The organism is Timonella senegalensis JC301, assembly GCF_000312125.1.
Classification (GTDB): Bacteria; Actinomycetota; Actinomycetes; order Actinomycetales; family Cellulomonadaceae; genus Timonella; species Timonella senegalensis.
Genome location: NZ_HE978641.1, coordinates 907586 through 932572 on the forward strand (window position 1 = coordinate 907586; position 24987 = coordinate 932572).

The following is a 24987-nucleotide window of genomic DNA, read 5'->3' on the forward strand; positions in this document are numbered from 1 at the left end:
AGATGAGAGTGGGCTCAGGAATACTCTCGATGAAGAGAGGGAGGTGGAAGGATCAGCCAGCTAGGGCGCGAGCCTTCAGCGAACCAAACTCTTCGGGAGTGATGGCGCCGGAATCAAGCAGAGCCTTAGCCGATGCGATTTCCTCCGCAGGAGACTTGCCAGCCACGGACCGGATGTACTCCTCCGACTTGTCACGCATTTCGTTGGCTTCCTTGACGGAGCGCTCAGCCATGCCGTCGCCGCGTGCGATGAGGTAAACGAGGCTCGTCAGTACAGGCACAAAGATTAGGGCAAGAATCCATAACGCCTTCCACCAGCCGCTGAGATTCTTGTCCCGAATCAAGTCCGTGACCACCATGAACATGACCACGAGAGCGGCAATGAAAATGGAAGCCCAGAAGAACATCAAAACTACGTCCCATAGGGAGTTGAGGAAACTCATGGGAATCCTTTCGCGAGCGTTGGGGCCATCGCCTGCGGGCGCGGATGCGCACCGTTCGGGCCCGATATTTGAATTCTCACACCGCGCTTGGGCGTGCGTGCTAGGGACCGCTGGAAGTGCCCGCAAAATCATTAATTGAGGATGAGGGCGTTTCCTCTGGTCGTGCGTGGTGTTGGGTTTGGCGTGGCCTGTGGCGGTGTGAGCGTTGTTGCGGGTGGTGCACGCGCGGAGGCGGCGTGAGTTCGGCTAGACGGTTATGTCGGGGATGGGGACCTTGACGTCCGCTCCGCCCTCGGCGGTGAGGCGCAAGCCCATCTGGGCTACAGTCGGCTCCTCAACAAACCCTCCCGCAAACAGAACCTGACCTTGGGTGAACGTGGACGACCGGCGAATCAGTTCCGCAGGGGCAAACCCGAACACGGACTCGATCTCCTGCAAGTCGCGAGGTGCGTTCATGCGCAGGAGGGCAAGGTTGTCGCACTGCGAGAGCACGTTCTGGTGGATCTTGGTGGGACGCTGCGTTGAGAGCAACAGCCACAGGCCGAACTTGCGGCCCTCCGCAGCGATCTGGATGAGCTGGTCGGTAAGGGCCTGTTCGAGCGGGCCGTTCGGCTCTGCCGGGCAGAGGTTGTGCGCCTCGTCGATCACGATGAGGATGGGGCGGCGCTCGTTGCGGCGCCTCCACAGGGCCTCAAGGATTGCGAGGGCCGCGGTCTTGGATTCATCGGCAACCTCGAACCCGCCCAGGTCGGCAACGGTCACGTCCGGCCGCTCCGCAACCGTGTCCGTGATGTTGGACTCCGACAGCGCCCACACATCCCAGTTCAGTACCTGCAGGTTGTCTATCCGCTTGGCCAGCTTTTGGCGTGCGGGGTCCCCGGAAAGCAGAAGTTCCCGCAGGAACTCTTGGCCGTTAAACGTGGCGCGGTCGGGTTCAGTGTGCAGGAGTGCGTTGAACTCCTCGGCATCCTTGATCGGATCCATCTTGAGCACGCCTGCCATTGCCTTCATGCTGAGCTCGGTGAACCTCGTGTGCAGGCGGGGCTTCTGATCGCTGGAGGAGTGGAAGACGCGGATGTCCTTGGCCTCGAGTGCTGCGCGATCCTCTGGACGGACCGTGTCACGCAGTTCGCGCATCTTGGTGAAGTCGGAGTTGGGATCAAGAATCAGGATGGGAAGTTCAGTGTTGAGGACGAGCTGCTCCAGTACGACACCCAAAGCGTAGGTCTTCCCGGACCCGCTCTGCCCGCACCAAAAAGTGTGTCGGTTGAACCCCTTGGCCTTGAGGTTCATGGGGGAATCAGGGGCATCAACGCGCGTACCAACCGGCAATGTGTTCATGGATTCAACGGTGCCACTGCCTTGGGGCTGGGTGGAGGGGGCGCCGCGAGAAATCATCAATTGTGCATGACCGGATATGTGGCGCTTGTATCGAACGGATGATTATTGATCCGTTGGATGCCGAACGGATCAATAATCATCCGTTCGATGATGTGCGGTGGATGTGCGGTGGGTGTGCTGTGGGTGTGCTGTGGGTGTGCGGGGGGTGCGGGGGTGTGCGGTGGGGTGTTGGGGGCAGGGGGGAGTGCTCGGTGCCAGCGCCCATGGTTTACCCGTGTTTACGGCGTCTTAGTAGGTGTTCGCGGGTTGCCGTTTTGGCTGCCCCCAGTGGTTAAATCAAAGGGCCGTGGCACTGATTTCTATGACTGCAAGCCACCACGATCTGGACCTCGACCTGCTTGAGCAACTCACTCGAGACACCCACACCCTGGGCAAGTCCCTCGTGGCCGCTAGCGCGCGAAACCGCGGTTGCGTGGTGCTCTCCACGTGCAACCGGTTCGAGGTCTACCTAGATGTTGACCTCGACGCGAGCGTGCCCGAAAGCGCGCTAGTCTCCACCGCCCGCGTTGCTGCACCTGTCACCGCAGCCTCGTCCATTGCGGCCGCAACGGCCACAGCCACCCAACTCATTTCCCAGGCATCCTCCCTCCCGCATTCCCTCACCCAGCGGGCCTTCACCGTGCACACCGGCCCGGACGTAGCAGCGCACTTGTTCCGCGTGGCGTCAGGGCTCGATTCCCTAGTGGTGGGTGAGCGCGAAATTGCAGGTCAGGTTCGTAGAGCGCTCCGGACCGCGCACGTGGACCAGCTCACCACCGGCCCGCTCGAACGTCTCTTCCAGCGCGCCCTGCGCACCTCCAAGGCGATCGCATCCTCCACGGCACTGTCCAGCGACGGCCGCTCCGTCGTATCAGTTGCTCTCGACCTCGCGAGCCAGGCTTCTCCGCCCTGGCCCCGCGCCTCCGTCCTCGTGGTGGGCACGGGTGCGTACGCCGGCGCTACGGTGGCCGCGCTTCGCGCTCGCGGCGTCCGCGATATCGCCGTGTACTCCGGCTCCGGCCGCGCCCACGCGTTTGCCGTCTCGCACCAGATCACTCCCGCCTCGGACCTGCCCTCCGCTATCGCGGACGCCGACGTCGTGGTCGCCTGCTCGGGGAACAGCAGTGGTCACCGCGGCGGCACGCCGCCTTCTCCGTCACCTACGTCCCCGATTCTCGACGATCCTGCCCACCACCCAGCCCACGACCGGGCCGGGGAGGTGGCGAAGCAATCGTCGATAAGTTACGTGCTCGATGTAGCGGCAATCGCGGCGGCACGACGCGCGAGCGCCGAGGCGGCGGACGGCCCAGAAGGAGCGGCGCGCCCGCTGGTAGTGGTGGATTTGGCGCTGCATAGGGACGCGGACCCGAGAATCGCGGGGATGGCGGGAGTGGGGTTCATCGACCTCGCCACGGTCCGGGCGAACGCGCCGGCCGCGGCCGAGGAGGTCCTGCGAGAGGCGGAAGCGGTGCTTGCAGCAGGGCTGGCGGAGTACGCGGAACGCGAGGACATGCGCACCGCCGACGCGGCGGTCACCGCTGTGGTTGAGGAGTTCGCGCGCAAGCGCGAGGCCCGCGTGGTGGGACTCGTTGGTCGCGGTGTTGACCGAGCGGAAGCTGGAAGGCGCGCTGCAAGGGAACTGAACGCGGAGATGCACCGGCGTGTGTTGGGTGCTCAAGGAAAAATCTAAAGTGCCCCTCGTGTGTGGCCTCACGGATCAAACCGGAGAAGGCAGCAGGTTGGCAAGAGTGTGAGTAGTTGGCCTAAGGTGCCATAGTATCCCGCAGTTCCTCCCATGATTTGCAGAACGGTTGACAGCCCCCTTTTTCAGTGAGAGGGTGTTACAAACAAAATTGGAAACGTTTCCAGTTTTGCACTCGAGACTCGATGATGAGGGGAGGGGAACACGTGGCAGAGCGACCCACGCTGGTTCAAGTAGCGCAACACGCTGGAGTTTCTCTCGCTTCAGCATCACGGGCGCTCAGCGGTCAAGGAGCAGGCAAGAAGACCACGGAGAAGGTTCGCAAGGCAGCACAGGAGTTGGGCTACGTTCCCGATGCCACGGCGCGATCGCTTAAATTTGGCCGCAAACTCCAAGTTGCTTTTGCTGTTGACGACATCGGTAACCCTGTCTACGTGGAGATGCTCCGCGCGATCGAATCGGAACTATCCCAGCACGGGATCAGGCTCTTCGTGTCCGATACGGGTAGTACACCTGAAGAGACGGTCGAAATCTTGCACGACCTTAAACGCGGATTCGCCGATGGCCTAATCATTAGCCCATTGCGTATCACCGAGGAACTCACGAGAGCCATTGAGGAATCGCCTGTGCCGGTGGTCGTCATTGGTGCTTTCGGGCCCAGCCAGAAAGTCGACACAATCAAGACCGATTCGGCCCGCGGTGTAGAGCTCGCCGTTCGACACCTCACGGAGAACGGCTGCACGCGCATCGGATTTATCAACGGTCCACTCGACACCACACCAGGCCAAGTGCGCCAACGCGGGTTCGACAGGGCCGTACCCGGAAGTCGCCTGACGGCCGTCGCGGAAGCCTTCACTGTGGCCGGCGGCTACGAAGCGGCTCGCACCCTTCTTGAACGCGCCGGGTCCAGCGGCCGCAAAATCGACGCAATCGTGGCCGCGAACGACCTCCTCGCAATGGGTGCAATCCGTGCAGCAGCGCAGCGAGGCCTCACCGTCCCTGACGACCTCCAAGTCATCGGCATCGACGACACAGACTTCGCAGATACATTCAACCCGCCTCTGACCTCCGTGAGCCTCGGATCCCGAGAACGCGGCAGGCTCGCGGCCCAACTCCTCCTCAAAAGGATCAACGAGCCCAGCCGCAAGGCGAGTCACCACACCGTGTTGCCTGAACTGACCGTTCGAGCATCAACAATCCAACCTCGTTCATTACCGGACAACCAGTAAAGGAACACCAGTGAGTACCAGTGAGCTGACAACGCCGTCAGCCGACTCTGTAGCATCCAAGGCAACGCACAGATCGCGTAAGCCCCAGATGCGCGGAGTGGGCAAGGCGCAGCGACGAGAAGCGATCATGCTCGTCATCCCGTCGCTGATTCCAGTGATCCTCTTTTCGGTGGCACCTCTGCTCATCGGAATATTCATGGCCTTCACGGATAACACCCTGAAGCGCAACCATGAAACCCAGTTCATTGGGTTTGATAACTTTGTTCGCCTCATGTCGGACACATACTTCTGGGAATCGTTCAAAATCGGAATGATTTGGGCATTCTCAGTGACCATCCTGCAACTCTTGGCAGGCATGGGATTGGCGCTCTTACTGAACTCAAACCTCAAGTTCCAAGGCTTCACACGACTGTTGGCACTGCTGCCCTGGGCCATGCCGCCCGTGGTCGTGGCGATCATGTGGAAGATGATCTATTCCCCCAACGCAGGCCCACTCAACGCCGTGCTCGGATCAATGGGACTGCCCAGTGACATCAACTGGTTGGGCGACTTCTCCACTGCGCTACCCGCAGTCATTGTTGTGGGTGTGTGGGTGGGTATGCCCCAGACAACCATCACTCTGCTCGCCGGAATGCAGCAGATTCCGGAGGAACTCAACGAGGCCGCCGAGGTCGACGGCGCAAACGCTTGGCTCGTGTTCCGCAGCATCACGCTGCCAAGCCTCAAGCCAATCATCGCCTCGATCACATCGCTCAATTTCATCTGGAACTTCAACTCATTCGGTCTGGTCTACGTCATGACGGAAGGTGGACCGGGCGGAAAGACCATGCTCCCGATGCTCTTCACCTACATCGAAGCCTTCAAGAACCGCAACATCGGCTACGCAGCCGCGATGGGTGACCTCCTGGTTCTCGTAGTCGTTGCGCTCCTCGGAGTGTACCTGTGGACCCAGTTCAAGGGAGACAAGATCAAATGAGCGCCGTAACCCTCAACCCGCCGGCAACCGCACCTGAGCGCAAAGACCGCAAGCCCAAGCTTTCCGGTAAGCACCTGACCATCCGCGTGTTGCAGTACCTGGCACTCGCCCTGTACCTGATCTTCCTCGGCTTCCCGCTGTTATGGCTGATCTCGGCGTCGATGAAGTCCTCCGGTGAACTCAATTCGCTCACCGCCAACCTCATCCCGCAGGACTTCCACTTCTCCAACTTCTCGGAAGCACTCCAGAAGCAAGGTCTCGTGCGTTCGGCCGGAAACTCGATCTTCGTCGCGATTGCCACCACCATTCTGGTGATCGTAGTGTCCCTGCCTGGCGCATACGCGCTGGCGAGATTCAAGGGAAAGATCCGCGCAGCCGGTACGGGCTGGATCCTCGTCAGCCAGGTTTTCCCAGTAATCCTCATCATCATCCCGCTGTTCCTGATCCTGAAGCAGGTGGGACTGGTGGACAACCTGTGGGGCCTAATCCTCGTCTACACCACCTACACCATGCCGTTTGCTCTCTGGATGCTCCAGGGTTATGTCCAGAGCATCCCCGTGGACCTCGAAGAGGCAGGAGCAATGGACGGAGCAAGCCGACTCAAGGTGCTAATGGGAATCGTGTTCCCCCTCCTCAAGCCAGGAATCATCGCAACCGCGATGTTCTCCTTCGTCTCCGCATGGAACGAGTTCTTCTTCGCACTGGTCCTCATCCAGTCACCGGAGAACTACACGCTCCCGATCACCCTCAAGATGTTCGTTGGCGGTGAAGGAAAGGTCGCACTAGGCCCGCTGGCTGCCGGCGCGGTACTCGCAACCATTCCAAGCATCATCTTCTTTGCCCTGCTCCAGCGAAAGCTGGCAAGCGGTCTCATGGCGGGAGCGGTCAAGGGCTAACGGCCCCGTCCTTCCCGCACCAACGTGGAACCGCACGTATCACCGCGCCGAACGCGCCACCGCGCAACCGGCCGGTACCGATCGAAGAACACACAGCGACACCAACCGTAATCACCGAAAGGAAACTCAAATGAAGCTCCGTGTCAAAGGCGCCCTCGGACTCATCGCAGCGTCATCACTTCTCCTGACCGCTTGCTCCAGCTCCAACGAAGGAAACGGAGGAAACGAAGGCGAAGAGACCGCACCATTCACCATGACGTTCCAGTCCCTGTCCGACCAGCCTGGCGCGATTGCTGCTACCGAGGAAATCGTGGCTGCCTGGAACGAAGCGAACGCAGACCGCAAGGTCGAGATCGTTCCTGCGGGCTGGGATGGCGTGTACGACAAGCTGGTGACGCAGTTCAACGGTGATTCAGCTCCCGACATCATCCACTACGAGGCCGCGAGCATCATCCCGTTCGCAGCCGACGGATACATCGCAGACCTGACCGAACACATCCCAGACGAGGTCAAGAGCGACGTAGACCAGGGCGTGTGGGACTCCGTGACCGTGGATGGCAAGATCATCGCGGCACCCACCGAAATGCAGTCGTACATGGTGTTTGCCAACAAGAAGCTCCTTGAGGAAGCTGGAGTTGAGATCCCAACCGGGGACACCATGTCGTGGGACCAGCTGCGTGAGATGGCCCAGAAGACCACCACCGCAGACCAGTTCGGTCTGGCATGGGGCCTCAAGAGCCCAACTGCTACCTTCATGAGCCTCGGACTTGGCTTTGACGGCAAGTACTTCGAGGGCACCGGCGACGACGCCACCATCCGTATCGGTGCTGGTGAACTGGAAGTTCCTAAGCGCATTGGAGAGATGGCCTTCACCGACAAGACCATCGACCCGGTCTCCCTGACCCAGTCCGGTTCCGAAGTTCTCGCTACCTTCTACGGCGGCAAGGCTGCAATGACGGTCCAGGGTTCGTTCCAGGCAGCGAACATGGTCAAGGACGCACCTGCAGACCTCGACTGGATCGTTCTTCCTCCACTTGAGGGCACCACGTCCGCAGACCAGGCAGCAAACCCTCAGACCATCTCGGTCAACATCGACTCTGAGCACGTTGACGCGGCAGCAGAGTTCGTCATGTTCTTCACCTCCGGCGAGAACATGGCAAAGCTCAACCAGGCTGACGCTTTGATCCCAGCGTCGAAATCTGCACGTGAGGTCATTGCAACCGAGACCAAGGGCGAGGACGGCTGGGACATGACCCTCAAGTCCGGTAACCACCTCACCTCGGCTCCATTCCTGTTTGTCAACAAGTACACCCAATGGAAGGAAACGGTAGCTACGCCGGCCTTCCAGAAGTTCTTGGCGCAGGAGATCGACATCGATCAACTCGGCACCGAGCTCAACGCAGGCTGGGAACAGGTTTCCCGCTGATCAACCAAGGGAGGCGGCCGCAGGGCCCAGGCTCTTCGGCCGCCTCTGCTTTGAGGCACCTTTTAGGCACCACCCCATTACTTCCTTTTGCTGTTGGAGAGAAACGTGAACTGGCTACAGGACCGAATCCATGCCGTACTCAAGGGCGCCGCTGTGGGCGACGCAATCGGGGGCGCGATTGAGGGTTGGTCGCCCGAGCAAATCCATGAACGCCACGGTGGTCCCGTCACGGGCATCGTTGGCCCGTTCCACGAGAACTGGAAGACAGCACGTCCCATTGCCCCGTACTACAAGGGTGACGGCCACATCACCGACGACACCCTCATGACCCATGCCTTGGTTGAGGTATATGCACAGGCGGGGCGCCATTTGGATGCGTACGACATTGCAACATACCTAGTGCCCAAGATGATGAACGAGATTCGCTGGATCCCGGAGTTTGATGCGGAGGGAACGCTGCTCCAGCGCGTGTTCTTGGCAGAAAAGTGGATCGTGGCCAAGCTCCACTACGCACACCAAGATCCGCGTGAGGCTGGTGTGGGCAACATTGTGAACTGCGGTGCCGCGATGTACATGGCCCCTGTTGGTGTGGTGAACGCGGGCAACGCGCGGGCTGCCTACCTCGAGGGCATCGATCTTGCGGGCACGCACCAGTGGTCTTACGGCCGCGAAGCGGCCGGTATCTTTGCGGCGAGTGTGGCAGCTGGGTTGCGTCCCGGCGCTACCGCTGCATCAATTTACGACGAGTGTGTTGCGCTGGCGCATGACGGTACGCGCGCCGCTTTGGTGGCGCTACGTGATGTAGTTGAGCAGGCTCGTGTTGACGGTGTGATCGAGGATCAATGGGAGCTTAACAAGAGGCTCCGTGAGGCGATCAAGCCTTACGACACCGTGGGCGACACCTACCGTGAGCCAGCAATGGACGCACGGAGGGCCTCGCGCACCAAGTCCATTGAAGAACTTCCCGTTGCGTTGGCTTTGGTGTTGGCGCACGACGGCGACTTTGAGAAGTCGGTCCTGGGGGCCACCAACTATGGGCGCGACGCGGACTCCATTGCCACCATGGCGGGTTCGGTGTGCGCAGCGATGGGTGGCATGGACGTCATTCCTCCTCAGTGGATTGAGACTGTTGAGACCGCGTCCAAGATTGACGTGGGGGCCGTGGCCGACGTGCTGGTTGACGTGACCACCAAGATCCTGACCGACGACGCGCAGCGCACTCGCGCTGAGCTCGACGTAGCCACTTCCCTTTTGAGTGAGTTGGCATGAGGCTGACCTGGGCCCAGCCCGAGGACCTGCTTCCCCACGAGCTTGTTCAGTCCGCAGTTGAGGGCAAAGACGAGCATGCGCTCGCCGACATCGCGCGGCGCTGGGAGGAAGCGGGAGGAGACCTTGCAGCGCCAGTAAGCGGCGCGGGACCCGTGGCTGCGAGTGAGGAGATGCGGAAACTCGCCCGAGCCTTGCTGGCCGAGCTCGACGCGCTCGCTCCTGCCCCGCACCCGCACGAACCCAACGAGTACGACGCGATCATCGCACTCGCAGGCGAGCCGCCCGCGATCGACGCAGTGGACGTTAACTCTGCTCAGTTCCATGACCGTGTTTCCGGTGCGTGGCTGGGCCGGGCCGCTGGCTGTCTCCTCGGCAAACCCGTGGAGAAGATTCCACGTGCAGGCATCGAGGCAATCGCTCGGGCAACTGGTCGGTGGCCGCTGAACTCATACTTCACGGCACAGGGGTTGCCCGCCCACGTGAACGAGAAGTGGCCGTGGAACCGCCGGAGTGCACCCACCTCGCTCGAGGAGAACATCACGTGCATGCCCGAAGATGATGACATGAACTTCCCCATCCTGGGGCTTGCCATCATGGCCGAGTACGGAATGGACTTCACTACCGACGACGTAGCAACGGCGTGGCTCAACAACCTGCCTGGAGGGCGAGTCTTTACAGCTGAGCGCGCCGCATACCGCAACATCCTCGATGCGCGGCCGGTGCCGGAAACCGCCATGCATCTCAACCCGTTCAGGGAGTGGATCGGTGCCCTAATCCGTGGAGACGCTTTTGGATGGTCCCGCCCAGGTGACCCGCGAGCGGCGGCCCGGCTGGCTTGGACCGATGCGCGGCTCTCGCACACCCGTAACGGCATCTACGGTGAAATGTGGGCCACTGCCATGGCCTCGGCAGCGGTATCAGTTGAGGTTCATGGACCCAGCGAGGCAGAGATCGCGCGCGCAGTGGAGCTGGTGCTACTCGCCGGGCTGGCAGTCATCCCGGCAGACAGCGCGCTCGCACACGCGGTGAGATTTGGCGCCGAAGTGGGACGAAGCGCCGATTCGGTGCCCGCAGCGCTGGACCAACTCCACGAGCGGTACGGCCACCTGCACTGGGTGCACACCCTCAACAATGCTGCCGCGGGGGCCTGCGCCCCCACGTTCAGTAAGGGCAACTACGAGGCTGCCATCACTCTCGCAGTGGCTGCGGGATGGGACACCGACTCCATCGGAGCCACCGTGGGAGGAGTTATGGGCGCACTGAATGGGGAGTCAGGCCTGCCACGCAAGTGGATCGCCCCACTCAATGGTTCGGTCGTGACCTCCATGCCTGGCGGGTCGCCCCGAGAGTTTGCTGGACTAGTAAACGACACCATCGCGCTGGCCAGTAGGTAGGAGAAGTCATGAACACGGTTGCTGTTTTCGGGTCCATCAACATGGACATCACGGCCTTTGTGGATCGGTCCCCAGCCCCCGGCGAAACGGTGCTTGGAGACTCGCTCATACGCAACGGCGGCGGAAAAGGCGCCAACCAGGCCGTTGGCGCCGCTCGCGCAGGCAGCGCCAAAACCCTCATGGTGGGGGCGCTGGGCAAAGACCCAGATGGGGACATTCTGGCACGATCTCTGAACGAGTCAGGGGTAGACACCGAACACATTGAACGCGTGGACGGGCCCTCCGGGACGGCCCTGATTACGGTGTCCTCCAGCGGCGAAAACTCAATTGTGGTCATCCCCGGCGCGAATGCACAGGTGGATGCCCCGGTTGGCCGAGCGCTTGAGGCTATCCGAGGCGCCGACGTGCTTCTCGCACAACTCGAAGTGCCGCCAGGAGCCGTAGCCTCAGCCGCGGAAGCACGGGCAGAAGGGGCGACCTTCATCCTGAATGCCGCCCCAGCTGTCCCCATCCCACAGAACCTGTGGGACCAAGTCGACATACTCGTCGTCAATGAGCACGAAGCGCTCATCATGGCCGACGCGCCCGACGCAACCATGGACCAAGCGCTCGCCGCGCTCCTCGAGCGCGTGCCCGCCGTGCTGGTCACGCTCGGCGGAGCGGGCAGCGAACTGCACACCCGCAACGGGGAGACCATAGCCGTGCCAGCGGTCATGGTCGACGCGGTCGACACCACCGCGGCAGGCGACACGTTCTGCGGAGTCCTCGCCGCAGAACTCGCCCACGGAAACACACCACTCATTGCAATGCAGCGCGCGTCCAGCGCGGCGGCACTCGCCGTCCAAGCCAAGGGCGCACAAGACTCAGTGCCACAGCGCGAGGACACACCCGCGTTCTGGGCCACGCACTTTGACGGAAAGTAACCATGCACAACGGCTTCAACCCACTCGTTCCCAGGCCAATCGACAAGCCGACCGACGTCCCAATGGGCGCCGACGCGGACCTGAGCGTGCTCGACGATGTGAAAATCTTTGTCCCACCCGCCGACCCCGCCCAGTGGCCGGCGTGGCGCGCACAGATAACGCGCTGGAGGGAAGAAGCCGCGCAGCGCCTGGACTACTCCCCGGCAATGTACGACCGGGCCGAGGCGACCTGGGCGCAAAGCTGCTTCACCGTGGCACAGGTGTGGCTCTGGGACGAACTGCTCTATGACGCCGAAGCCATGGCATTCACCCCGGAAAGGCTCCTCGCCGACGCCACCGAGCGACTGGGCGGATTCGACGGAGTCGTACTGTGGCACGCATACCCGGTCATTGGCATCGATGACCGCAACCAGTGGGACTACTACCGCGGGGTCCCCGGACTCAAAGAGCTCGTGGACTACTTCCACTCCCGCGGGGTCAGAGTGTTCGTGGACTACAACCCCTGGGACACCGAAACCCGCCGCTCTGGCGACGACGTGACCGAATTGGCCGCGCTGATCAAGGAACTCGAGGCAGACGGAATCTTCCTCGACACCATGAAGGAAGCGAACCCACAGTTCGTTGCCGCTCTAGAAGAAGCACGCCCGGGGATCGCGCTCGAAGGCGAATCCAAGCTCCCGCTCGCACGCGTCACCGACCACTCCCTGTCCTGGGCCCAGTGGTTTGCAGACTCCGACATCCCAGGAGTCCTACGAGCCCACTGGTTTGAACGCAAGCACATGCAGCACCACATCCGCCGCTGGAACAGAGACCACAGCCAAGAACTCCAGTCCGCGTGGATCAACGGCGTTGGTCTAATGACCTGGGAAATTGTGTTCGGCGTCTGGGTCGGCTGGAACCAGCGCGACGCCGCCACGTTACGCCGCATGCTCCCGACCCTGCGCGGCATGAGCCGCGTATTGGTGGACGGTGAATGGATGCCGCTCGCGCCACTTGCCAGCCCCGCGCACCAAGCGAGCGTGTTCGCCTCCCGCTTCCACACCGGGGACGCAACCCTGTGGACAGCCGTCAACCGTGGAACGCACACCTACTCCGGGCCACTACTGTGCGAGACCGCTGCTGCAACGGACGCGGGACCAGCGCTCGACTCTGCAACCGCATGGGCAGACGATCTCTGGTTTGACCTCGCCACGGGCGCACAGCTTGACACACCCAGCAGCCCCGTGACGATCCCAGCGCACTCGATTGGAGGTGTTCTGCGTGTTTGCCGTGCGTGGGAGGCTGAAGCTCGCGACATCATGGCGCAGGTATCGGCCGTGCAGTGGACCGAGAACGCCGAATTCCAACACCGCCGCGCTCTTCGCGTGGCGAGTGCGCCAGAGCCGTCCGGACACACACCTGACGCCATCCCCGCACATGTGCGTGTGGACGCAGGCGAGTACACCCTGACTGTGGAGTATCGAATGCGTGAGACCGGCATGTATCAAGGCGCTCCGTACGTGAACGAATGGAAGCCACTTCCGCCCCGCCTACACGACGTGCGAACCCTCGAACGCGAGGTGACCGTGCCGCGTCCCCTCGCTGTTGCCTCGAGGGAGGTCACCAACGCCGAATTCCTCGCCTTTCTCGAAGCAACTGGATACACGCCTCGCACCGAGCAGAGCTTCCTCGCCCACTGGGACAAGGGATCAACCCGAACCCCGTACGGGCAGCCCAATGCAGGTACCGAGGACCAGCCCGTGACCTACGTGCTCCTGGATGACGCCCACGCCTACTGCGCATGGACGTCCGGCGTCCTTCCCACCGAAGACGAATGGCAGATCGCAGCCCAGAACGCCCGCGCAACCGCAGGCGATGCCCAGAGCTCTTTCCAGCGACTCACCCCAGCCGTCTGGAACCTGACCAACTCCGAACACAGCGACGGCCGCTCGCGGTTCGTGTTCCTCAAGGGCGGAATGGACTACCTCATCACCGACTCCGAGTGGTACTTCGACGGCGGCGTGAGAAAGCCCGAGTTCTCTGCCAAGTACCTGCTCCCAGGCTTCGGCATGGCCCGCAGCGCGAACATTGGGTTCCGCTGCGCGTGGCCACTAGCCACCAACGAAAACTGAGGAAAACACGATGACAAACCACACCCTGCCCCTCAGCGACATCGTGGTGCTCGACGTCTCGACCCTGTTCGCGGGGCCCATGGCCGCCATGCACCTCGGAGACGCTGGCGCACGCGTCATCAAGGTCGAGCACACACTGCGCCCGGATCCCTCCCGAGGACATGGCGCCGCCAAGGACGGACACAACCTATGGTGGAAGACCCTGGGGCGGAACAAAGAGACCATTCAGATTGACCTGCACTCGCCCGAGGGGCAGGAGGTCCTGAAGGCACTCGTTGCTAAGGCAGACGTCCTTATAGAGAACTTTCGGCCGGACACCCTGGAAAAATGGGGGATCGGCTATGACGTCCTCGCCGCAGTGAACCCGGGCCTCGTGATGGCCCGCATCACCGGGTTCGGCCAAGTGGGACCGTATCGGCGCAGGCCCGGGTTCGGTACCCTCGCCGAAGCCATGAGCGGCTTCGCGGCATCCACCGGTGAACCAGATGGCCCTCCCACACTCCCACCATTTGGGCTAGCAGACGGAATAGCCTCGCTGGCCAGCGCCTACGCGATCATGACCGCGCTGCACGCCCGAGATGTGCCCGGCCCCAACCAGGGCAAGGGGCAGATGATCGACATGGCAATTGTGGAACCCATGCTCGGCGTACTGGGCCCGCAGATCACGCGCTGGGACCAACTCCACGACAGCCAGCCGCGCACCGGAAACCGCTCCGCGAACAACGCCCCGCGCAACACCTACAAAACGGCAGACGGCAAGTGGGTAGCAGTCTCGACGTCGGCCCAATCCATCGCCGAACGAGTCATGACACTCGTGGGTCGCCCGGACTTCATTGACCAACCCTGGTTTGCCACGGGTGCGCAGCGCGCGCAGCACGCCGACGAGCTGGACGAGGCCGTGGGAAGTTGGATTGCTCAACGTAACCGCGACGAGGTTGTTGCAGCATTCGAGGAAGCCCAAGCTGCAATTGCGGCAATCTACGAGCCTGAAGACATTGTCAACGACCCGCAGTTTCAGGCAATCGGCACTATCCGGTACATGGACGACCCCGACCTTGGGCGCATGGCAATGCAAGGACCGCTCTTCAGGCTCTCCAGCAATCCAACGAACGAGGGTGCAATCCGGTTCACGGGGCGGGCACCCGGCCAGAACACCACCGAACTACTGGAAGAACTCGGTTACAGCGCAGAGCAGATCGATGCGCTGAGGCAGGGCGGAGCGGTCAAATGAGTGTGCCGCTCACCCTCCTCTACGCGCCCGCAGACAAGCCAGAGCGATTCCTTAAGGCGCTCGAATCCGGCGCTCACGCCGTCATCTTCGACCTCGAAGACGCGGTGGCCGCCGGGAGGAAGGACGAGGCGCGCGCCAACCTGGCCTCGTTCTTCGCTGACGCTGAACTCGGTCCACAGGGGTACCTCACGAGCACAGGACGCTCTGTTTCGCTGCAGGTGCGCGTCAACGTCCGCGGCAGTCAGTGGCATGCAGAGGACCTCGCCCTAGTCCGTGGCCTTCCCGCAAGCGTAGGGGTGCGCATTCCCAAGGCCACCACGGCGGAACAAGTGGTCTCCATCGCGCAGGAAGTGGACGAACGGCCGGTGTTCCTGCTCCTAGAAAACGCGCTTGGCGTGGAAAATGCGCTGGCGTTGGCCACGGCTCACCGGCAGGTGGCGGGCCTCAGCCTCGGAGAGGCTGATCTGCGCTCCGAACTGGGTATTCAGGGCGATAAGGGCCTCGAGTATGCCCGCTCACGCGTGGTCTACGCGTCCCGAGCCGCTGGACTGGAGCCACCGTCCATGGCCGTCTATGCGTCCGTATCTGACCTTGACGGGTTGGCGGCCTCCTGTCTCGAAGGCAAGGCCCTCGGGATGCTCGGGAGAACGGCGATCCACCCCAAGCAACTCACCACGATTGTCTCGGCCTTCATGCCCAGCGAAGCCGAGATCGAGCGCGCACGCGCAGTCATCGCGGCCCTCGGGCACGCCCAAGATGCGGGCTCCGGGACGGCCGTCCTAGCGGACGGCACCTTCCTCGACGCCGCAATGGTGCAACTAGCTAAACGCACTGTGGCACTCTCACAACTGGCATAGTGACCAATAATGCCTGTTGGGTGGCGGGACTGGCGCGGAGTGGGCTGCACGGGTGACCGGGGAGACCGGGGTACGCCCCACCGTCACTTTCCTCATCGAACGGATGATTATTGATCCGTTCGATGGGAGGGGGAGAGGGGATGGGTCCAACTAGCGCTCCAGGCCGTGAACCAATGGTTGCGCAAGCAGGCGCCTAGGGCTTAACTGGGTACACCGAGCAGTTGTTCGCGTTCGCACGCGCCGCCACCCCGCATGGCGGCCGATAACCTGCAATGTCGCAGGTAGGAGCACGCATGAATAATGTCCAGCCGGGGTCGCTGGAGCGCACCTCAGCATTCCCGCTTTCCCACAACATCCTTGGCGCCGCCGTTGTCTACTTAGTGCAAGGGCTGGGCTACGCCACGATCATGACCTCTCTGCCGAGTTTCTCTTCTAAATGGTCGCTCAGCGAGATGACTGTGTCACTCGTTCTGCTGGTGACCGTGCTTCTAGCGGCCGTGGGGTCTGTGGTGGCAAACGCGGTGGCGGTGCGGGCCTCTAGCCGGGCCGCCGCGGTGTGGGGATTGAGCGTTGAGGCTGCGGCGCTGTTTACTGTGGCCATTGCCCCAGCCTTGTCGGTGTTCTTTGGCGCGGTGTTCGTGTTTGGGGTGGGGCTTGGCATGGTGGACGCCGCCCAGAACATGCAGGGTGTGCGCGTGGAAAAGCGTGCCGGGAAGGCGCTTCTTGGCAGGTTCTACGCCGTGGCCACGGCCGCCACGATCTGCGGAGCCCTGCTGGTTTCCGCGTCGATCGCGCTGCACGGCTCAGTGTTCATGGCACTCGCCACGGTTGCCGTGTTGGACGTGGTGGGAGCTCTGGTGGCGTCCCGTACGCTCGAGGTGCGGGACACGGTCACCGGAAGGCCGCCCGCGCAGGGGCACACAGTTGGAACGCTTGGTGCTGAAGTAGATGGTGCCAGCGGCGTTGGGTCGGCCGCGACCGCGGAAGTCGCGACCGCAGACGTCGGTGCCACGGGAGCTACCGGACACGGCGCGATAGACCGCGACAAGATCCGGTTCGCTATCTACGCGGCCGTGGCAATGATTGTCTTCTTGGCGTACGTCATGGATTCCTCCGTCTCTGCATGGTCAACCATGTACATGCAGGAGGGGCTTGGCGCGGCCGCAAGCATCGCGCCCTTCGCGTATGCGGTGTACCAAGGCGCGGTCCTCTTCGCGCGACTCGTCACGGACGCGCTAGAGCAGCGCATCGGACTCACCATGCTCGCCAAGATTTCGATCATCGTTGGCGCACTCGGCTCCGTCGTGGTTGCACTCGTCCCGGCAGTCTGGGCAGCGATCCTTGGGTTCGGTCTCACGGGCCTTGCGGCAGGTGCCCTCGTGCCACTCGCATTCAGCGCCGCAGGGAACCTCCTGCCTGGCCGCTCGGACGAGATCATCGCCCGTGTGAACCTGTTCAACTACTTTGGGGCGCTCATCGGCGCAGTCATGCTCGGGCTCATCGCACAAGGCAGAGGACTTGGGCTAGCCTTCCTCATCCCGGGCATTGGCCTGCTGCTTGCGCTTCCGCTGGTCAGGTCCCTAGCCCGCTCACCCAAGTCTGCCGGCGAACCGGCTCACACTGCAGAGTCAGCCGAGGCAAAACCCAACCACGTGTGACGGTTACCGGCCCAACACCAGCCGACCTTGGGTGCGCCCTTCGCTTCCTTGCCATCGCGGCCTGTGCCACCAGAAATCCACAGTGCCGGGGTCCGCGAGTCGAGCTTCTTTCCGGCCTCGTCCTTGCGCTTGCGTGACCCGATGGTCATGAAGCACTTGTTTGGCTCCAGGTCCTCGGGGCGCTGGAGCAGCCACGATATGCCCTCATGGACGGTGAGGGGAGTGCGCTCGCGGCCGAGGATCTCCGGAAGCGCCTCATCGGGAGACCAATTGGCCATGTCGTCCCCTCGGTCGATTCCCGTGAGCACGTACAGCGGGGTCTCGGGGCGGACAAGGCCCGGAATGTTCACGAACTCGTGGAGGTCTGTCATGTCCACGACCACGAATCCTGGCTTGCCGTTGAGTGTCAGGAGGTCAGCCACAGCGGCGGCCGGGACCAGCGTGGGTGACAGGACAACGAGAGCTGCTCCATCGTCGAAAATAGTGGGGTCAATGTCCGCGGCGAGGCCGCGGAAATCGGCCTCGGACAGGCCCGCGCGAGCGGGCGCCCCCAACTCAACTAGACGATCGATCTGGGTAGACAGGGCAGGAAAAACGGGCATTGCGCTCCTTGCATGGGGTGGCCGGAACCTACTTAACCAAGGAGCCGGCGCGAAAATTCCGGCGCTAGAGTTCGACGGTCCCGGAGGTCACGGTGCGGACGGCACCGCCCACCCACATCTGACCCTGGGCACACTCCACGCGCAGGCGGCCATCCGAGCCCACCACGGTGCCCTGGCGGACCGAGTACTTTGGCGGGAGTTTGCCCGCAGGGATGAGCCAACTCGCCATGCCGGCGTTCGCGCTGCCGGTGACGGGATCCTCGTTAATGCCTACGCCGGGGACGAAGGCGCGTAGCTCGTAGTCGATCCCCGCGCGACGCTCGGCCGACCCCTTGGTGTACGGGCCGATCACGGCCACCTCCAAGTCGCCCAACGCGTCAAAGTCGGGGCTCAGATCCAACACAGCCTGGGCGCTGTGCAGCAGCAGGCCGATCCAGTTGGGGCCGTTCGCGATCCAGTTGCTGCCGACCACGTCGCGGGAGGTTAAAGAAAGCGCGTCGAAGATGCGCTCGAGCGTGCCTTGATCCACCGCCCCGGAACGGGACAGCGGAGGAGCACAAAACGCCAACGATTCCGGCGAAACGCGGATAGGGATCTCGCCGATGCCGCATTCCTGCACCACAACGCTGCTGTGGCGCGGACTTCCGCCGGCGGTGAGCCATGCGTGGGCACTGCCGAGTGTGGGGTGTCCCGCGAAGGGCAGTTCCTCGAGCGGCGTGAAGATTCGGACGCGATAGTCGGCGTCTGGGCTGGTCGCGGGCAGCAAGAACACAGTTTCCGAAAGGTTGGTCCAGCGCGCGAACGCCTGCATCTGCTCGCTGGTCAGCCCGTGGGCGTCGTGGACCACGGCCAGCGGGTTGCCGCTGAGCGGGCCGGTGCCGAATACGTCGACTTGGGTGAAACGGTAGGTCGTCATGCTGCTCCCTGCTCCGGGGAATGCGGGCTGTCCATGATGTGAAACGCGGGCACTAAATTGTGCCATGGAATGGGCGCCTTGGAGAACGGGGAGAAGTGGGGTGCGTGGTGGTGGGGTGGTGGTGGGTGGCCCCGCTGTCGATGTATGCGCATCTCACCGATGTATGGCTGCGAGTCATACATCGGTGAGATGCGCATACATCGGAGAAGCGTGCCGCTCCCGTCCCCGTACCCATTTCGCACCACCAGAAAACAGCCCGGCCCCGGACTCCAACGGGAGTTCGGGGCCGGGACAGTGCTCATTGCGCCAGCTAGGTCAGCCCTTGAGGGCCTTGAACAGCGCGGCGTGGGCGTCGAGCGCCTGGAACACGGTTGGGGCGAGGGTCGAGCCTTCCTCGGCGTCGAGCCTCGTCAGAACAGTCATGCCCTCGAACACGGAGATGACGCCGTCCGAGTTGACTACTGAGTCTGGGGTGACCGCAGACTCGATAGCGAACGAGTTGCCGCCCTCTGAAACGCTTGGCGCGCCGTCGATTGCGAGTGCAGCCGCATCGTTCTTGGCGATGTACGCCTCGGCATTGATCTTGGCGGAGCGGATCTCGAACGTGAGGACTCCGGCGCCGTCCTTCTTGGCTACGTACTCCTCGTTGACCCAGTTGCACTCAACGACCTCTGCGCCGCCCGAGAATGAACGCTTCTCAAAATCGCCTTGCTTGGGGGTCAGGCCCTGGACGATTGAACCGAGCATGCCGGTGAAGTCCTTGCAGGTTGGGACCGGGGTGACGAGCGGCTCGATGCCCGAGGTGTCGACCGTGCTGCCCGACTCGCCCTTTGGCGCGGAATCGGATCCAGGGAGGGCGTCGCCCTCGGAAGGAAGCGGACCGCATGCGGTGAGTGTGGCGAGGGCTGCGGCAGCGGCGAGTGCGGCCACAACGCGCAGCGGGGTTGGGCGGGAAGTGCGGGCATTGCCTGCGTTGATAATGCGTTGAGACACGGGGGTTCTCCGTTCAACTAAAGGTGAGTTGGTTCACAGATTAGGGGCTAAAACGTTTTAGGTCCATGGTCCCAGGTCAACGTTTAACAATCTGTAACAAACAAGCGGTTGAAAACGCCCAAAACGGCACCAGGAGGCCGGAAGGTGAGACGTTCTGCGGGTCGCCGCATTGCTGGGTGTGGGTCCTGTGTTGGGCTGCTTTTCCAGGCTCTTGAGGGCATGTTCCGCCGTGTTGTCGCCACGTCTCTAAGTGCCCGATGTTGCCGCCTGTCGCTTGGGATTGGCTGGCGCAAGAATCTAGGACCGCTGGGTCAGGGGCGGGGGGCGTCTGAAATGCATGTTTGACAGCGGCCCAAGACCGCGTTAATTTAGGACTAAATTTAGTACTGAACAAAGGTGTTGGAACGTGGTTCGATCTACAGTCTCCTCCAACGGCGACCTCGTACCCTCGGCGATCCTCGCGTTGCTGGGTCGTCACGGCGCAGTGTCGCGCGCAGACATCGCGCGAATGCTCGATGTCTCCCCGGCAACCGTCACCCAAGTGACCAAGAGCCTCATAGAGCGCGAGCTCATCGAAGAGCGCGCCTCGGTTCCGTCCGCGGGTGGACGACCAGCCCGGCTCATCGGACTGGTACAGGACGCTGGAGGGGCAATCGGGGTGAAGGTCGCCTCGACCCACGTGCAGATTGTTGAAGTTGCGGCCGACGGCGACATCATCAAGGCTCACACCCACCCGTACAACGCCTCAGCAGACAACGCGATCGACGTGCTTGGTGATTTACTCGAAGAGCAATTGGCTCGGTACGAGGGGAAGCTCCTCGGAATCGGCGTTGGAATTGCCGGAAGTGTGAATTCCCAAGAGTCGGGCACCGTCATCGCCCCAACTCTGGGCTGGAATGAAGTCAAACTGGGGCCATACCTGCGAAAGCGCCTCGGTGTTCCGGTACTCGTTGAGAACGACGTCAATGCACTCTCCGTTGCCGAGCGCCTCTACGGCACTGGCCAAAAATACTCATCGTTCCTGACCATCACCATCGGACGAGGCATCGGCTGCGGCATCATCGTCGACGGTGCACTGCACCGAGGCGCGTCTGGAGGAGCCGGGGAAATCGGACACGTTCCCGCTGTCATCGACGGCCCTCTGTGCGACTGCGGAGCATACGGATGCCTCGAGGCGCTCGTTGGACAGAAAGCACTCGAAGCAACCGGACGCGAGCACGGTCTGATTTCGCAGGAGCAAAACCTCGAAGACCTCCTAGACCTCGCCGCTCGCGGGTCAGACCAAGCACAGGAGATCTTCAAACGTGCTGGCTACATGCTCGGACGCGCGATCGCGGGCGTGGTGCACACCGTTGACCCAGAGATCGTTGTCCTGCTGGGCGAAGGCATTGCCGCCTGGGAATTCTGGCAGCCCGGATTCGAAAAGGGATTCCGCTCAGGCCAGTGGGCAGCTCGGTCGAACCTCCCATACATCGTTGAGTCGTGGGCGGACGACAAGTGGGCGCTCGGTGCCGCGGCTCTCGTGCTCGCAGCGCCGTTCGACGCCCGTAACACTTCCGGCGGGCAAGGCAAACTCGTCCGTGAGCGACTGAGCGCACCCGTGGAAGCCGGTGTTGGAGCATGACCAGCGCTGCACACACGTGGGAACCCATCGCTACGCGGAAGAAAAAGACGGACTGGAAGCGCTACGGCTGGCTCGCATTTTTCCTTCTGCCCTCCGCAATCCCACTCGCCATCTTTGTGTTCCGCCCGATGATCAGTTCCCTGTGGATCTCACTGCACGAGTGGAACCTCATTTCGGACATGAAGTGGGTGGGCTTGGAAAACTACTCCAAGCTCCTGAGTTCGGACCAAACGTGGGACATCATCGGTCACACCCTGCTGTATATCGCCGGGTACTTGCCGATCGTTTACTTCGGCGGACTGGCGCTCGCGGTCCTGCTGAACCAGAAAATCTACGGGCGAGCATTCTTCCGTTCGGCATACTTCCTTCCGGTCATTACCAGCTGGGTAGTCGTGGCCCTCGTCTGGCAGTGGTTGCTCAATCCATCCAACGGTCTGGTCAACCAAGTGCTTGGCTTCCTCAACCTGCCCCAACCAGGCTGGTGGACCGACCCTGTGTGGGCGATGCCCTCGGTCATCCTCGCCTCGGCATGGAAGGATCTTGGCTTCGTCATGGTGATCCTGCTTGCGGGATTGCAGGCCGTGCCCGGGGACGTTCTTGAGGCCGCGAAGATGGACGGCACTAATGCCTGGCAGAGATTCTGGCGCATTACGTTCCCGCTGCTCTCCCCATCGAGTTTCTTTGTCATTGTTATCTCCCTGATCAACGGCTTCCAAGTGTTCGATCAGGTCTACATGATGACCGGCGGCGGACCATCCGGTTCAAGCCAGGTCATCGTCGGCCAAATCTATGACCTGACATTTAGGTATGGCCGCGCAGGAGAAGCATCTGCGCTCTCGTGGATTCTGTTCTTGCTCATCATGCTCGTTACCGCGTTCCAACTAGTCGGTCAGAAGAGGTGGGTACACAATGCCTGATTCGACTGTGCTGACTCAGTCAACCCGTGCGCCACAAGCGCACTCATCAAGCAAGGCAGACAAAGTGACCTCATCGCGCCGACTTAGCGGAAGGTCGTTGGTTCTCCACGCGTTGGTTGTGCTCGGCGCAATCATGATGCTGTTCCCCTTCCTGTGGACGGTGGTCACGTCCATCACTCCGAGCGGGACCTTGGCGTCTGGCCCGAGCCTGCTGGTGAAGGACCCAACCCTTGACGCGTATCGGAAGCTCTTCGATTCGCTTCCCGTGGGACGGATTATTGCGAACTCACTGTTTATTGCGATTGCAACCACAGTGCTTCAGCTCCTGACCTCGTCCATGGCCGCTTACGCGTTCTCGCGAATCGCATTCAGGGGAAAGAACGTTGTCTTTGCCCTGTATCTCGCAACCATGATGATCCCGATGCAGGTACTCGTTGTTCCGTTGTTCATTCAGATGACGGAATTCAAACTGAACGACACGTACCTCTCGCTTATCGCCCCAACCATTGCGGCTGCCTTTGGAATCTTCTTGGTTAAGCAGGCGATGGACTCGATTCCGCGTGACCTCGACGAGGCCGCGACTCTGGATGGTGCCGGTCACCTGCGGATCTTCTCCACCATGATCCTCCCGCTGACCAAAGCGTCCTTGGCAACTCTTGCCGTGTTCGCATTCATGGGCAGCTGGAACAGTTTCCTGTGGCCCCTCGTGGTTATCCGGTCTCCGGAGTTCATGACGTTGCCTTTGGGTCTGGCAACACTCAAGGGGCAGTACACCACCGAGTGGGATGTGGTGATGGCTGGCTCGGTCATGTCGATCATCCCCATCGCGGTCATCTATCTGTTCGCGCAGAAGCACATCATCGAAGGAATGTCGCACACGGGCCTGAAGTGAGCTCGAGCATCGTAGGAATCGAGCGGAGCGAGGTTCCTGCGGATGCGAGAGCGAGCGTGCAGGCTCGTCATGGGAATAGGTCTGAAGTGAGCTCGAGCATCGTAGGAATCGAGCGGAGCGAGGTTCCTCGCCCCTACTACATCCACTGGTTCGCTCCGCGTGAGTCGATCGCGCAGAACCAGTGTGCCCATCTACCAGTTAATTCTTTCTTCTCCACCCCCTGTATGCCGCATTGAGGCGGCGACTTTGAAAGGAAACACCATGGCATTACGTATGTCGAAGCCATTCACGGTGAAGCTGTTGGCTTTGTCCACTCTCTCTGTTCTCGCTCTGTCGGCGTGCTCTCAGGGTTCGGCAACCAAGCAGGAGACGGCCGCCCCATCTGAGGGAGGCGACCCAAAGACTGTCGTGCGGTACATGAACTTCTCCGCTAACGGTGGCAACGAGGAGACTCTCGGCGCTATCGAGGCGGCCTTTGAGGCGGCAAACTCTGACATCGATGTTCAGATCGAGACGTTGCCGTATGACGACTACTTCACCAAGTTGCAGACGGCGGTTGCCGGCAAGACTGTGTCGGATGCTTTTGAACTGAACTACGAGAACTTCGTGACGTATGCAGCGTCCGGTGCGCTCGCGGAGATTCCTGTCTCGAATGCTGCCGCATACAGCCCTCGCGTTTTTGAGGCGTTCCAGCACGATGGCAAGCAGCTTGGCTTGCCGGTGTCGTTCTCCAATGTGGTCCTGTTCTACAACAAGGACCTCTTTGATAAGGCGGGTCTGGACTATCCGACCGCTGACTGGACGTGGCAGGACGAGCAGAAGGCGGCTGAGGCCATCACGGACAAGGCGGCAGGTGTCTGGGGAGATTACCAGCCGATCTCGTTCCACGAGTTCTACAAGGCTCTTGAGCAGGCTGGTGGATCGTTCCTGAACGAGGACGGTACGGCGGCAACCATCGCGACGCCTGAGGGCGAGGCTGCGGCGAAGTGGCTTGTGGAGAAGTCCGGGACTTCTATGCCTACCGAGGCGGATGGCGCCGGAACTCCCGACTTTGACACCAACTTGTTCAAGGAGGGCAAGCTCGGCATGTGGCACTCCGGAATCTGGATGTTCGGCGGGCTTGCCGAGGTCGAGGATCTGAACTGGGACATCGCGGTGGAGCCAGGGGACGCACAGAAGGCGTCTGCACTGTTTGCTAACGGCGCTGCTGTGTCCGCGACTTCGCAGAATGTTGAGGCTGCGGCCAAGTGGGTCGAGTTCCTGACTTCGTCCAAGGAAATGGTTGATCTGCGCCTGGAGAAGGCGTGGGAGCTTCCCCCTGTTGCTGACGACGCCTTGTTTGCGCCTTACCTAGAGCAGACCCCTCCTGCAAACCGCCAGGCGGTAATTGACTCGCTCGACGCAATTGCGATGCCTCCGGTTGTCGTCCAGCAGCAGGAGATGCAGGACATCGTGGGTGAGGAGCTCTCCAACGCGGCTGCCGGCCGTAAGGATGTGGCCACTGCCCTCAAGGACGCGCAAGAGCGCATCAACAACGTCATCAAGTAAT

21 protein-coding genes are annotated in these 24987 nt (G+C 61.8%); 16 read left to right on the forward strand and 5 right to left on the reverse strand.

Annotation, left to right across the window (positions count from 1 at the left end):
* Window positions 1-52: 52 nt before the first annotated feature.
* Both HGSM_RS03880 and HGSM_RS03885 read right to left on the reverse strand, forming a co-directional pair.
* Window positions 53-442 carry an SHOCT domain-containing protein gene (locus HGSM_RS03880; RefSeq protein ID WP_019147430.1) on the reverse strand — a complete coding sequence of 130 codons (390 nt, stop codon included), beginning with the start codon at window positions 440-442 and terminating at the stop codon, window positions 53-55.
* Between the two features lie 246 nt (window positions 443-688).
* Complete coding sequence (locus tag HGSM_RS03885) at window positions 689-1783, reverse strand: ATP-binding protein (protein ID WP_019147431.1); 1095 nt, start codon at window positions 1781-1783, stop codon at window positions 689-691.
* 346 nt (window positions 1784-2129) lie between these two features.
* On the opposite strand from HGSM_RS03885, the gene HGSM_RS13585 reads away from it, so the two are divergent.
* The 12 genes from HGSM_RS13585 (at window position 2130) to HGSM_RS03945 (ending at window position 17494) form a co-directional block, all read left to right on the forward strand.
* Window positions 2130-3512, forward strand: a complete 1383-nt coding sequence (locus HGSM_RS13585) for a glutamyl-tRNA reductase (RefSeq protein WP_230197477.1) — start codon at window positions 2130-2132, stop codon at window positions 3510-3512.
* Window positions 3513-3730: 218 nt separating this feature from the next.
* Complete coding sequence (locus tag HGSM_RS03895; protein ID WP_019147433.1) at window positions 3731-4753, forward strand: LacI family DNA-binding transcriptional regulator; 1023 nt, start codon at window positions 3731-3733, stop codon at window positions 4751-4753.
* Window positions 4754-4763: 10 nt separating this feature from the next.
* On the forward strand, window positions 4764-5729 hold the full coding sequence (locus HGSM_RS03900; protein ID WP_019147434.1) for a carbohydrate ABC transporter permease: 966 nt from the start codon (window positions 4764-4766) through the stop codon (window positions 5727-5729).
* Window positions 5726-6625, forward strand: a complete 900-nt coding sequence (locus HGSM_RS03905) for a carbohydrate ABC transporter permease (protein ID WP_019147435.1) — start codon at window positions 5726-5728, stop codon at window positions 6623-6625. Before HGSM_RS03900 ends, HGSM_RS03905 begins: the two co-directional genes overlap by 4 nt.
* A 130-nt stretch (window positions 6626-6755) precedes the next feature.
* Complete coding sequence (locus HGSM_RS03910; protein WP_019147436.1) at window positions 6756-8051, forward strand: ABC transporter substrate-binding protein; 1296 nt, start codon at window positions 6756-6758, stop codon at window positions 8049-8051.
* Between the two features lie 105 nt (window positions 8052-8156).
* Window positions 8157-9320, forward strand: a complete 1164-nt coding sequence (locus HGSM_RS03915; RefSeq protein ID WP_019147437.1) for an ADP-ribosylglycohydrolase family protein — start codon at window positions 8157-8159, stop codon at window positions 9318-9320.
* Window positions 9317-10714 carry an ADP-ribosylglycohydrolase family protein gene (locus HGSM_RS03920; protein ID WP_019147438.1) on the forward strand — a complete coding sequence of 466 codons (1398 nt, stop codon included), beginning with the start codon at window positions 9317-9319 and terminating at the stop codon, window positions 10712-10714. Before HGSM_RS03915 ends, HGSM_RS03920 begins: the two co-directional genes overlap by 4 nt.
* 8 nt (window positions 10715-10722) lie before the next feature.
* On the forward strand, window positions 10723-11637 hold the full coding sequence (locus HGSM_RS03925) for a ribokinase (protein ID WP_019147439.1): 915 nt from the start codon (window positions 10723-10725) through the stop codon (window positions 11635-11637).
* Between the two features lie 2 nt (window positions 11638-11639).
* Window positions 11640-13748, forward strand: a complete 2109-nt coding sequence (locus HGSM_RS03930; RefSeq protein ID WP_019147440.1) for an SUMF1/EgtB/PvdO family nonheme iron enzyme — start codon at window positions 11640-11642, stop codon at window positions 13746-13748.
* A 10-nt stretch (window positions 13749-13758) separates the two neighbouring features.
* Window positions 13759-14979, forward strand: coding sequence for a CaiB/BaiF CoA transferase family protein (locus HGSM_RS03935; RefSeq protein ID WP_019147441.1), 1221 nt, complete (start codon window positions 13759-13761; stop codon window positions 14977-14979).
* Window positions 14976-15836, forward strand: a complete 861-nt coding sequence (locus tag HGSM_RS03940; protein WP_040594294.1) for an HpcH/HpaI aldolase/citrate lyase family protein — start codon at window positions 14976-14978, stop codon at window positions 15834-15836. The genes HGSM_RS03935 and HGSM_RS03940 overlap by 4 nt, the downstream gene beginning before the upstream one ends.
* 293 nt (window positions 15837-16129) lie before the next feature.
* Complete coding sequence (locus HGSM_RS03945) at window positions 16130-17494, forward strand: MFS transporter (RefSeq protein ID WP_019147443.1); 1365 nt, start codon at window positions 16130-16132, stop codon at window positions 17492-17494.
* Here HGSM_RS03945 and HGSM_RS03950 read toward each other — a convergent pair.
* The 3 genes from HGSM_RS03950 to HGSM_RS03960 form a co-directional block, all read right to left on the reverse strand.
* Entirely contained in the window at window positions 17452-18096 is a 645-nt protein-coding gene (locus tag HGSM_RS03950; protein ID WP_019147444.1) for a DUF5701 family protein, read from the reverse strand. The genes HGSM_RS03945 and HGSM_RS03950 overlap by 43 nt on opposite strands.
* A 64-nt stretch (window positions 18097-18160) precedes the next feature.
* Complete coding sequence (locus tag HGSM_RS03955) at window positions 18161-19012, reverse strand: PhzF family phenazine biosynthesis protein (RefSeq protein WP_019147445.1); 852 nt, start codon at window positions 19010-19012, stop codon at window positions 18161-18163.
* 315 nt (window positions 19013-19327) lie between these two features.
* A complete protein-coding gene (locus HGSM_RS03960; protein ID WP_019147446.1) occupies window positions 19328-20005 on the reverse strand; it encodes a hypothetical protein in 678 nt (225 codons plus the stop codon).
* 406 nt (window positions 20006-20411) lie between these two features.
* Here HGSM_RS03960 and HGSM_RS03965 point away from each other — a divergent pair, with 406 nt between their 5' ends.
* From HGSM_RS03965 to HGSM_RS03980, 4 genes are all read left to right on the forward strand, one after another.
* Window positions 20412-21629, forward strand: coding sequence for an ROK family transcriptional regulator (locus HGSM_RS03965; RefSeq protein WP_019147447.1), 1218 nt, complete (start codon window positions 20412-20414; stop codon window positions 21627-21629).
* Window positions 21626-22546, forward strand: coding sequence for a carbohydrate ABC transporter permease (locus HGSM_RS03970; protein ID WP_019147448.1), 921 nt, complete (start codon window positions 21626-21628; stop codon window positions 22544-22546). Before HGSM_RS03965 ends, HGSM_RS03970 begins: the two co-directional genes overlap by 4 nt.
* A complete protein-coding gene (locus HGSM_RS03975; protein WP_019147449.1) occupies window positions 22539-23438 on the forward strand; it encodes a carbohydrate ABC transporter permease in 900 nt (299 codons plus the stop codon). Before HGSM_RS03970 ends, HGSM_RS03975 begins: the two co-directional genes overlap by 8 nt.
* Window positions 23439-23699: 261 nt before the next feature.
* On the forward strand, window positions 23700-24986 hold the full coding sequence (locus HGSM_RS03980) for an ABC transporter substrate-binding protein (RefSeq protein WP_230197478.1): 1287 nt from the start codon (window positions 23700-23702) through the stop codon (window positions 24984-24986).
* The last annotated feature ends 1 nt before the right edge of the window (window position 24987 follow it).

What these genes read in the sequence shown, in the direction of transcription:
- HGSM_RS03905 (WP_019147435.1), top strand. Translation starts at nt 5,726, where the DNA reads ATGAGCGCCGTAACCCTCAACCCGCCGGCAACCGCACCTGAGCGCAAA.
- HGSM_RS03910 (WP_019147436.1), top strand. Translation starts at nt 6,756, where the DNA reads ATGAAGCTCCGTGTCAAAGGCGCCCTCGGACTCATCGCAGCGTCATCA.
- HGSM_RS03885 (WP_019147431.1), bottom strand. Translation starts at nt 1,783, where the DNA reads ATGAACACATTGCCGGTTGGTACGCGCGTTGATGCCCCTGATTCCCCC.
- HGSM_RS03945 (WP_019147443.1), top strand. Translation starts at nt 16,130, where the DNA reads ATGAATAATGTCCAGCCGGGGTCGCTGGAGCGCACCTCAGCATTCCCG.
- HGSM_RS03970 (WP_019147448.1), top strand. Translation starts at nt 21,626, where the DNA reads ATGACCAGCGCTGCACACACGTGGGAACCCATCGCTACGCGGAAGAAA.
- HGSM_RS03925 (WP_019147439.1), top strand. Translation starts at nt 10,723, where the DNA reads ATGAACACGGTTGCTGTTTTCGGGTCCATCAACATGGACATCACGGCC.
- HGSM_RS03955 (WP_019147445.1), bottom strand. Translation starts at nt 19,012, where the DNA reads ATGACGACCTACCGTTTCACCCAAGTCGACGTATTCGGCACCGGCCCG.
- HGSM_RS03950 (WP_019147444.1), bottom strand. Translation starts at nt 18,096, where the DNA reads ATGCCCGTTTTTCCTGCCCTGTCTACCCAGATCGATCGTCTAGTTGAG.
- HGSM_RS03940 (WP_040594294.1), top strand. Translation starts at nt 14,976, where the DNA reads ATGAGTGTGCCGCTCACCCTCCTCTACGCGCCCGCAGACAAGCCAGAG.
- HGSM_RS03930 (WP_019147440.1), top strand. Translation starts at nt 11,640, where the DNA reads ATGCACAACGGCTTCAACCCACTCGTTCCCAGGCCAATCGACAAGCCG.
- HGSM_RS03880 (WP_019147430.1), bottom strand. Translation starts at nt 442, where the DNA reads ATGAGTTTCCTCAACTCCCTATGGGACGTAGTTTTGATGTTCTTCTGG.
- HGSM_RS03980 (WP_230197478.1), top strand. Translation starts at nt 23,700, where the DNA reads ATGGCATTACGTATGTCGAAGCCATTCACGGTGAAGCTGTTGGCTTTG.
- HGSM_RS03975 (WP_019147449.1), top strand. Translation starts at nt 22,539, where the DNA reads ATGCCTGATTCGACTGTGCTGACTCAGTCAACCCGTGCGCCACAAGCG.
- HGSM_RS03935 (WP_019147441.1), top strand. Translation starts at nt 13,759, where the DNA reads ATGACAAACCACACCCTGCCCCTCAGCGACATCGTGGTGCTCGACGTC.
- HGSM_RS03920 (WP_019147438.1), top strand. Translation starts at nt 9,317, where the DNA reads ATGAGGCTGACCTGGGCCCAGCCCGAGGACCTGCTTCCCCACGAGCTT.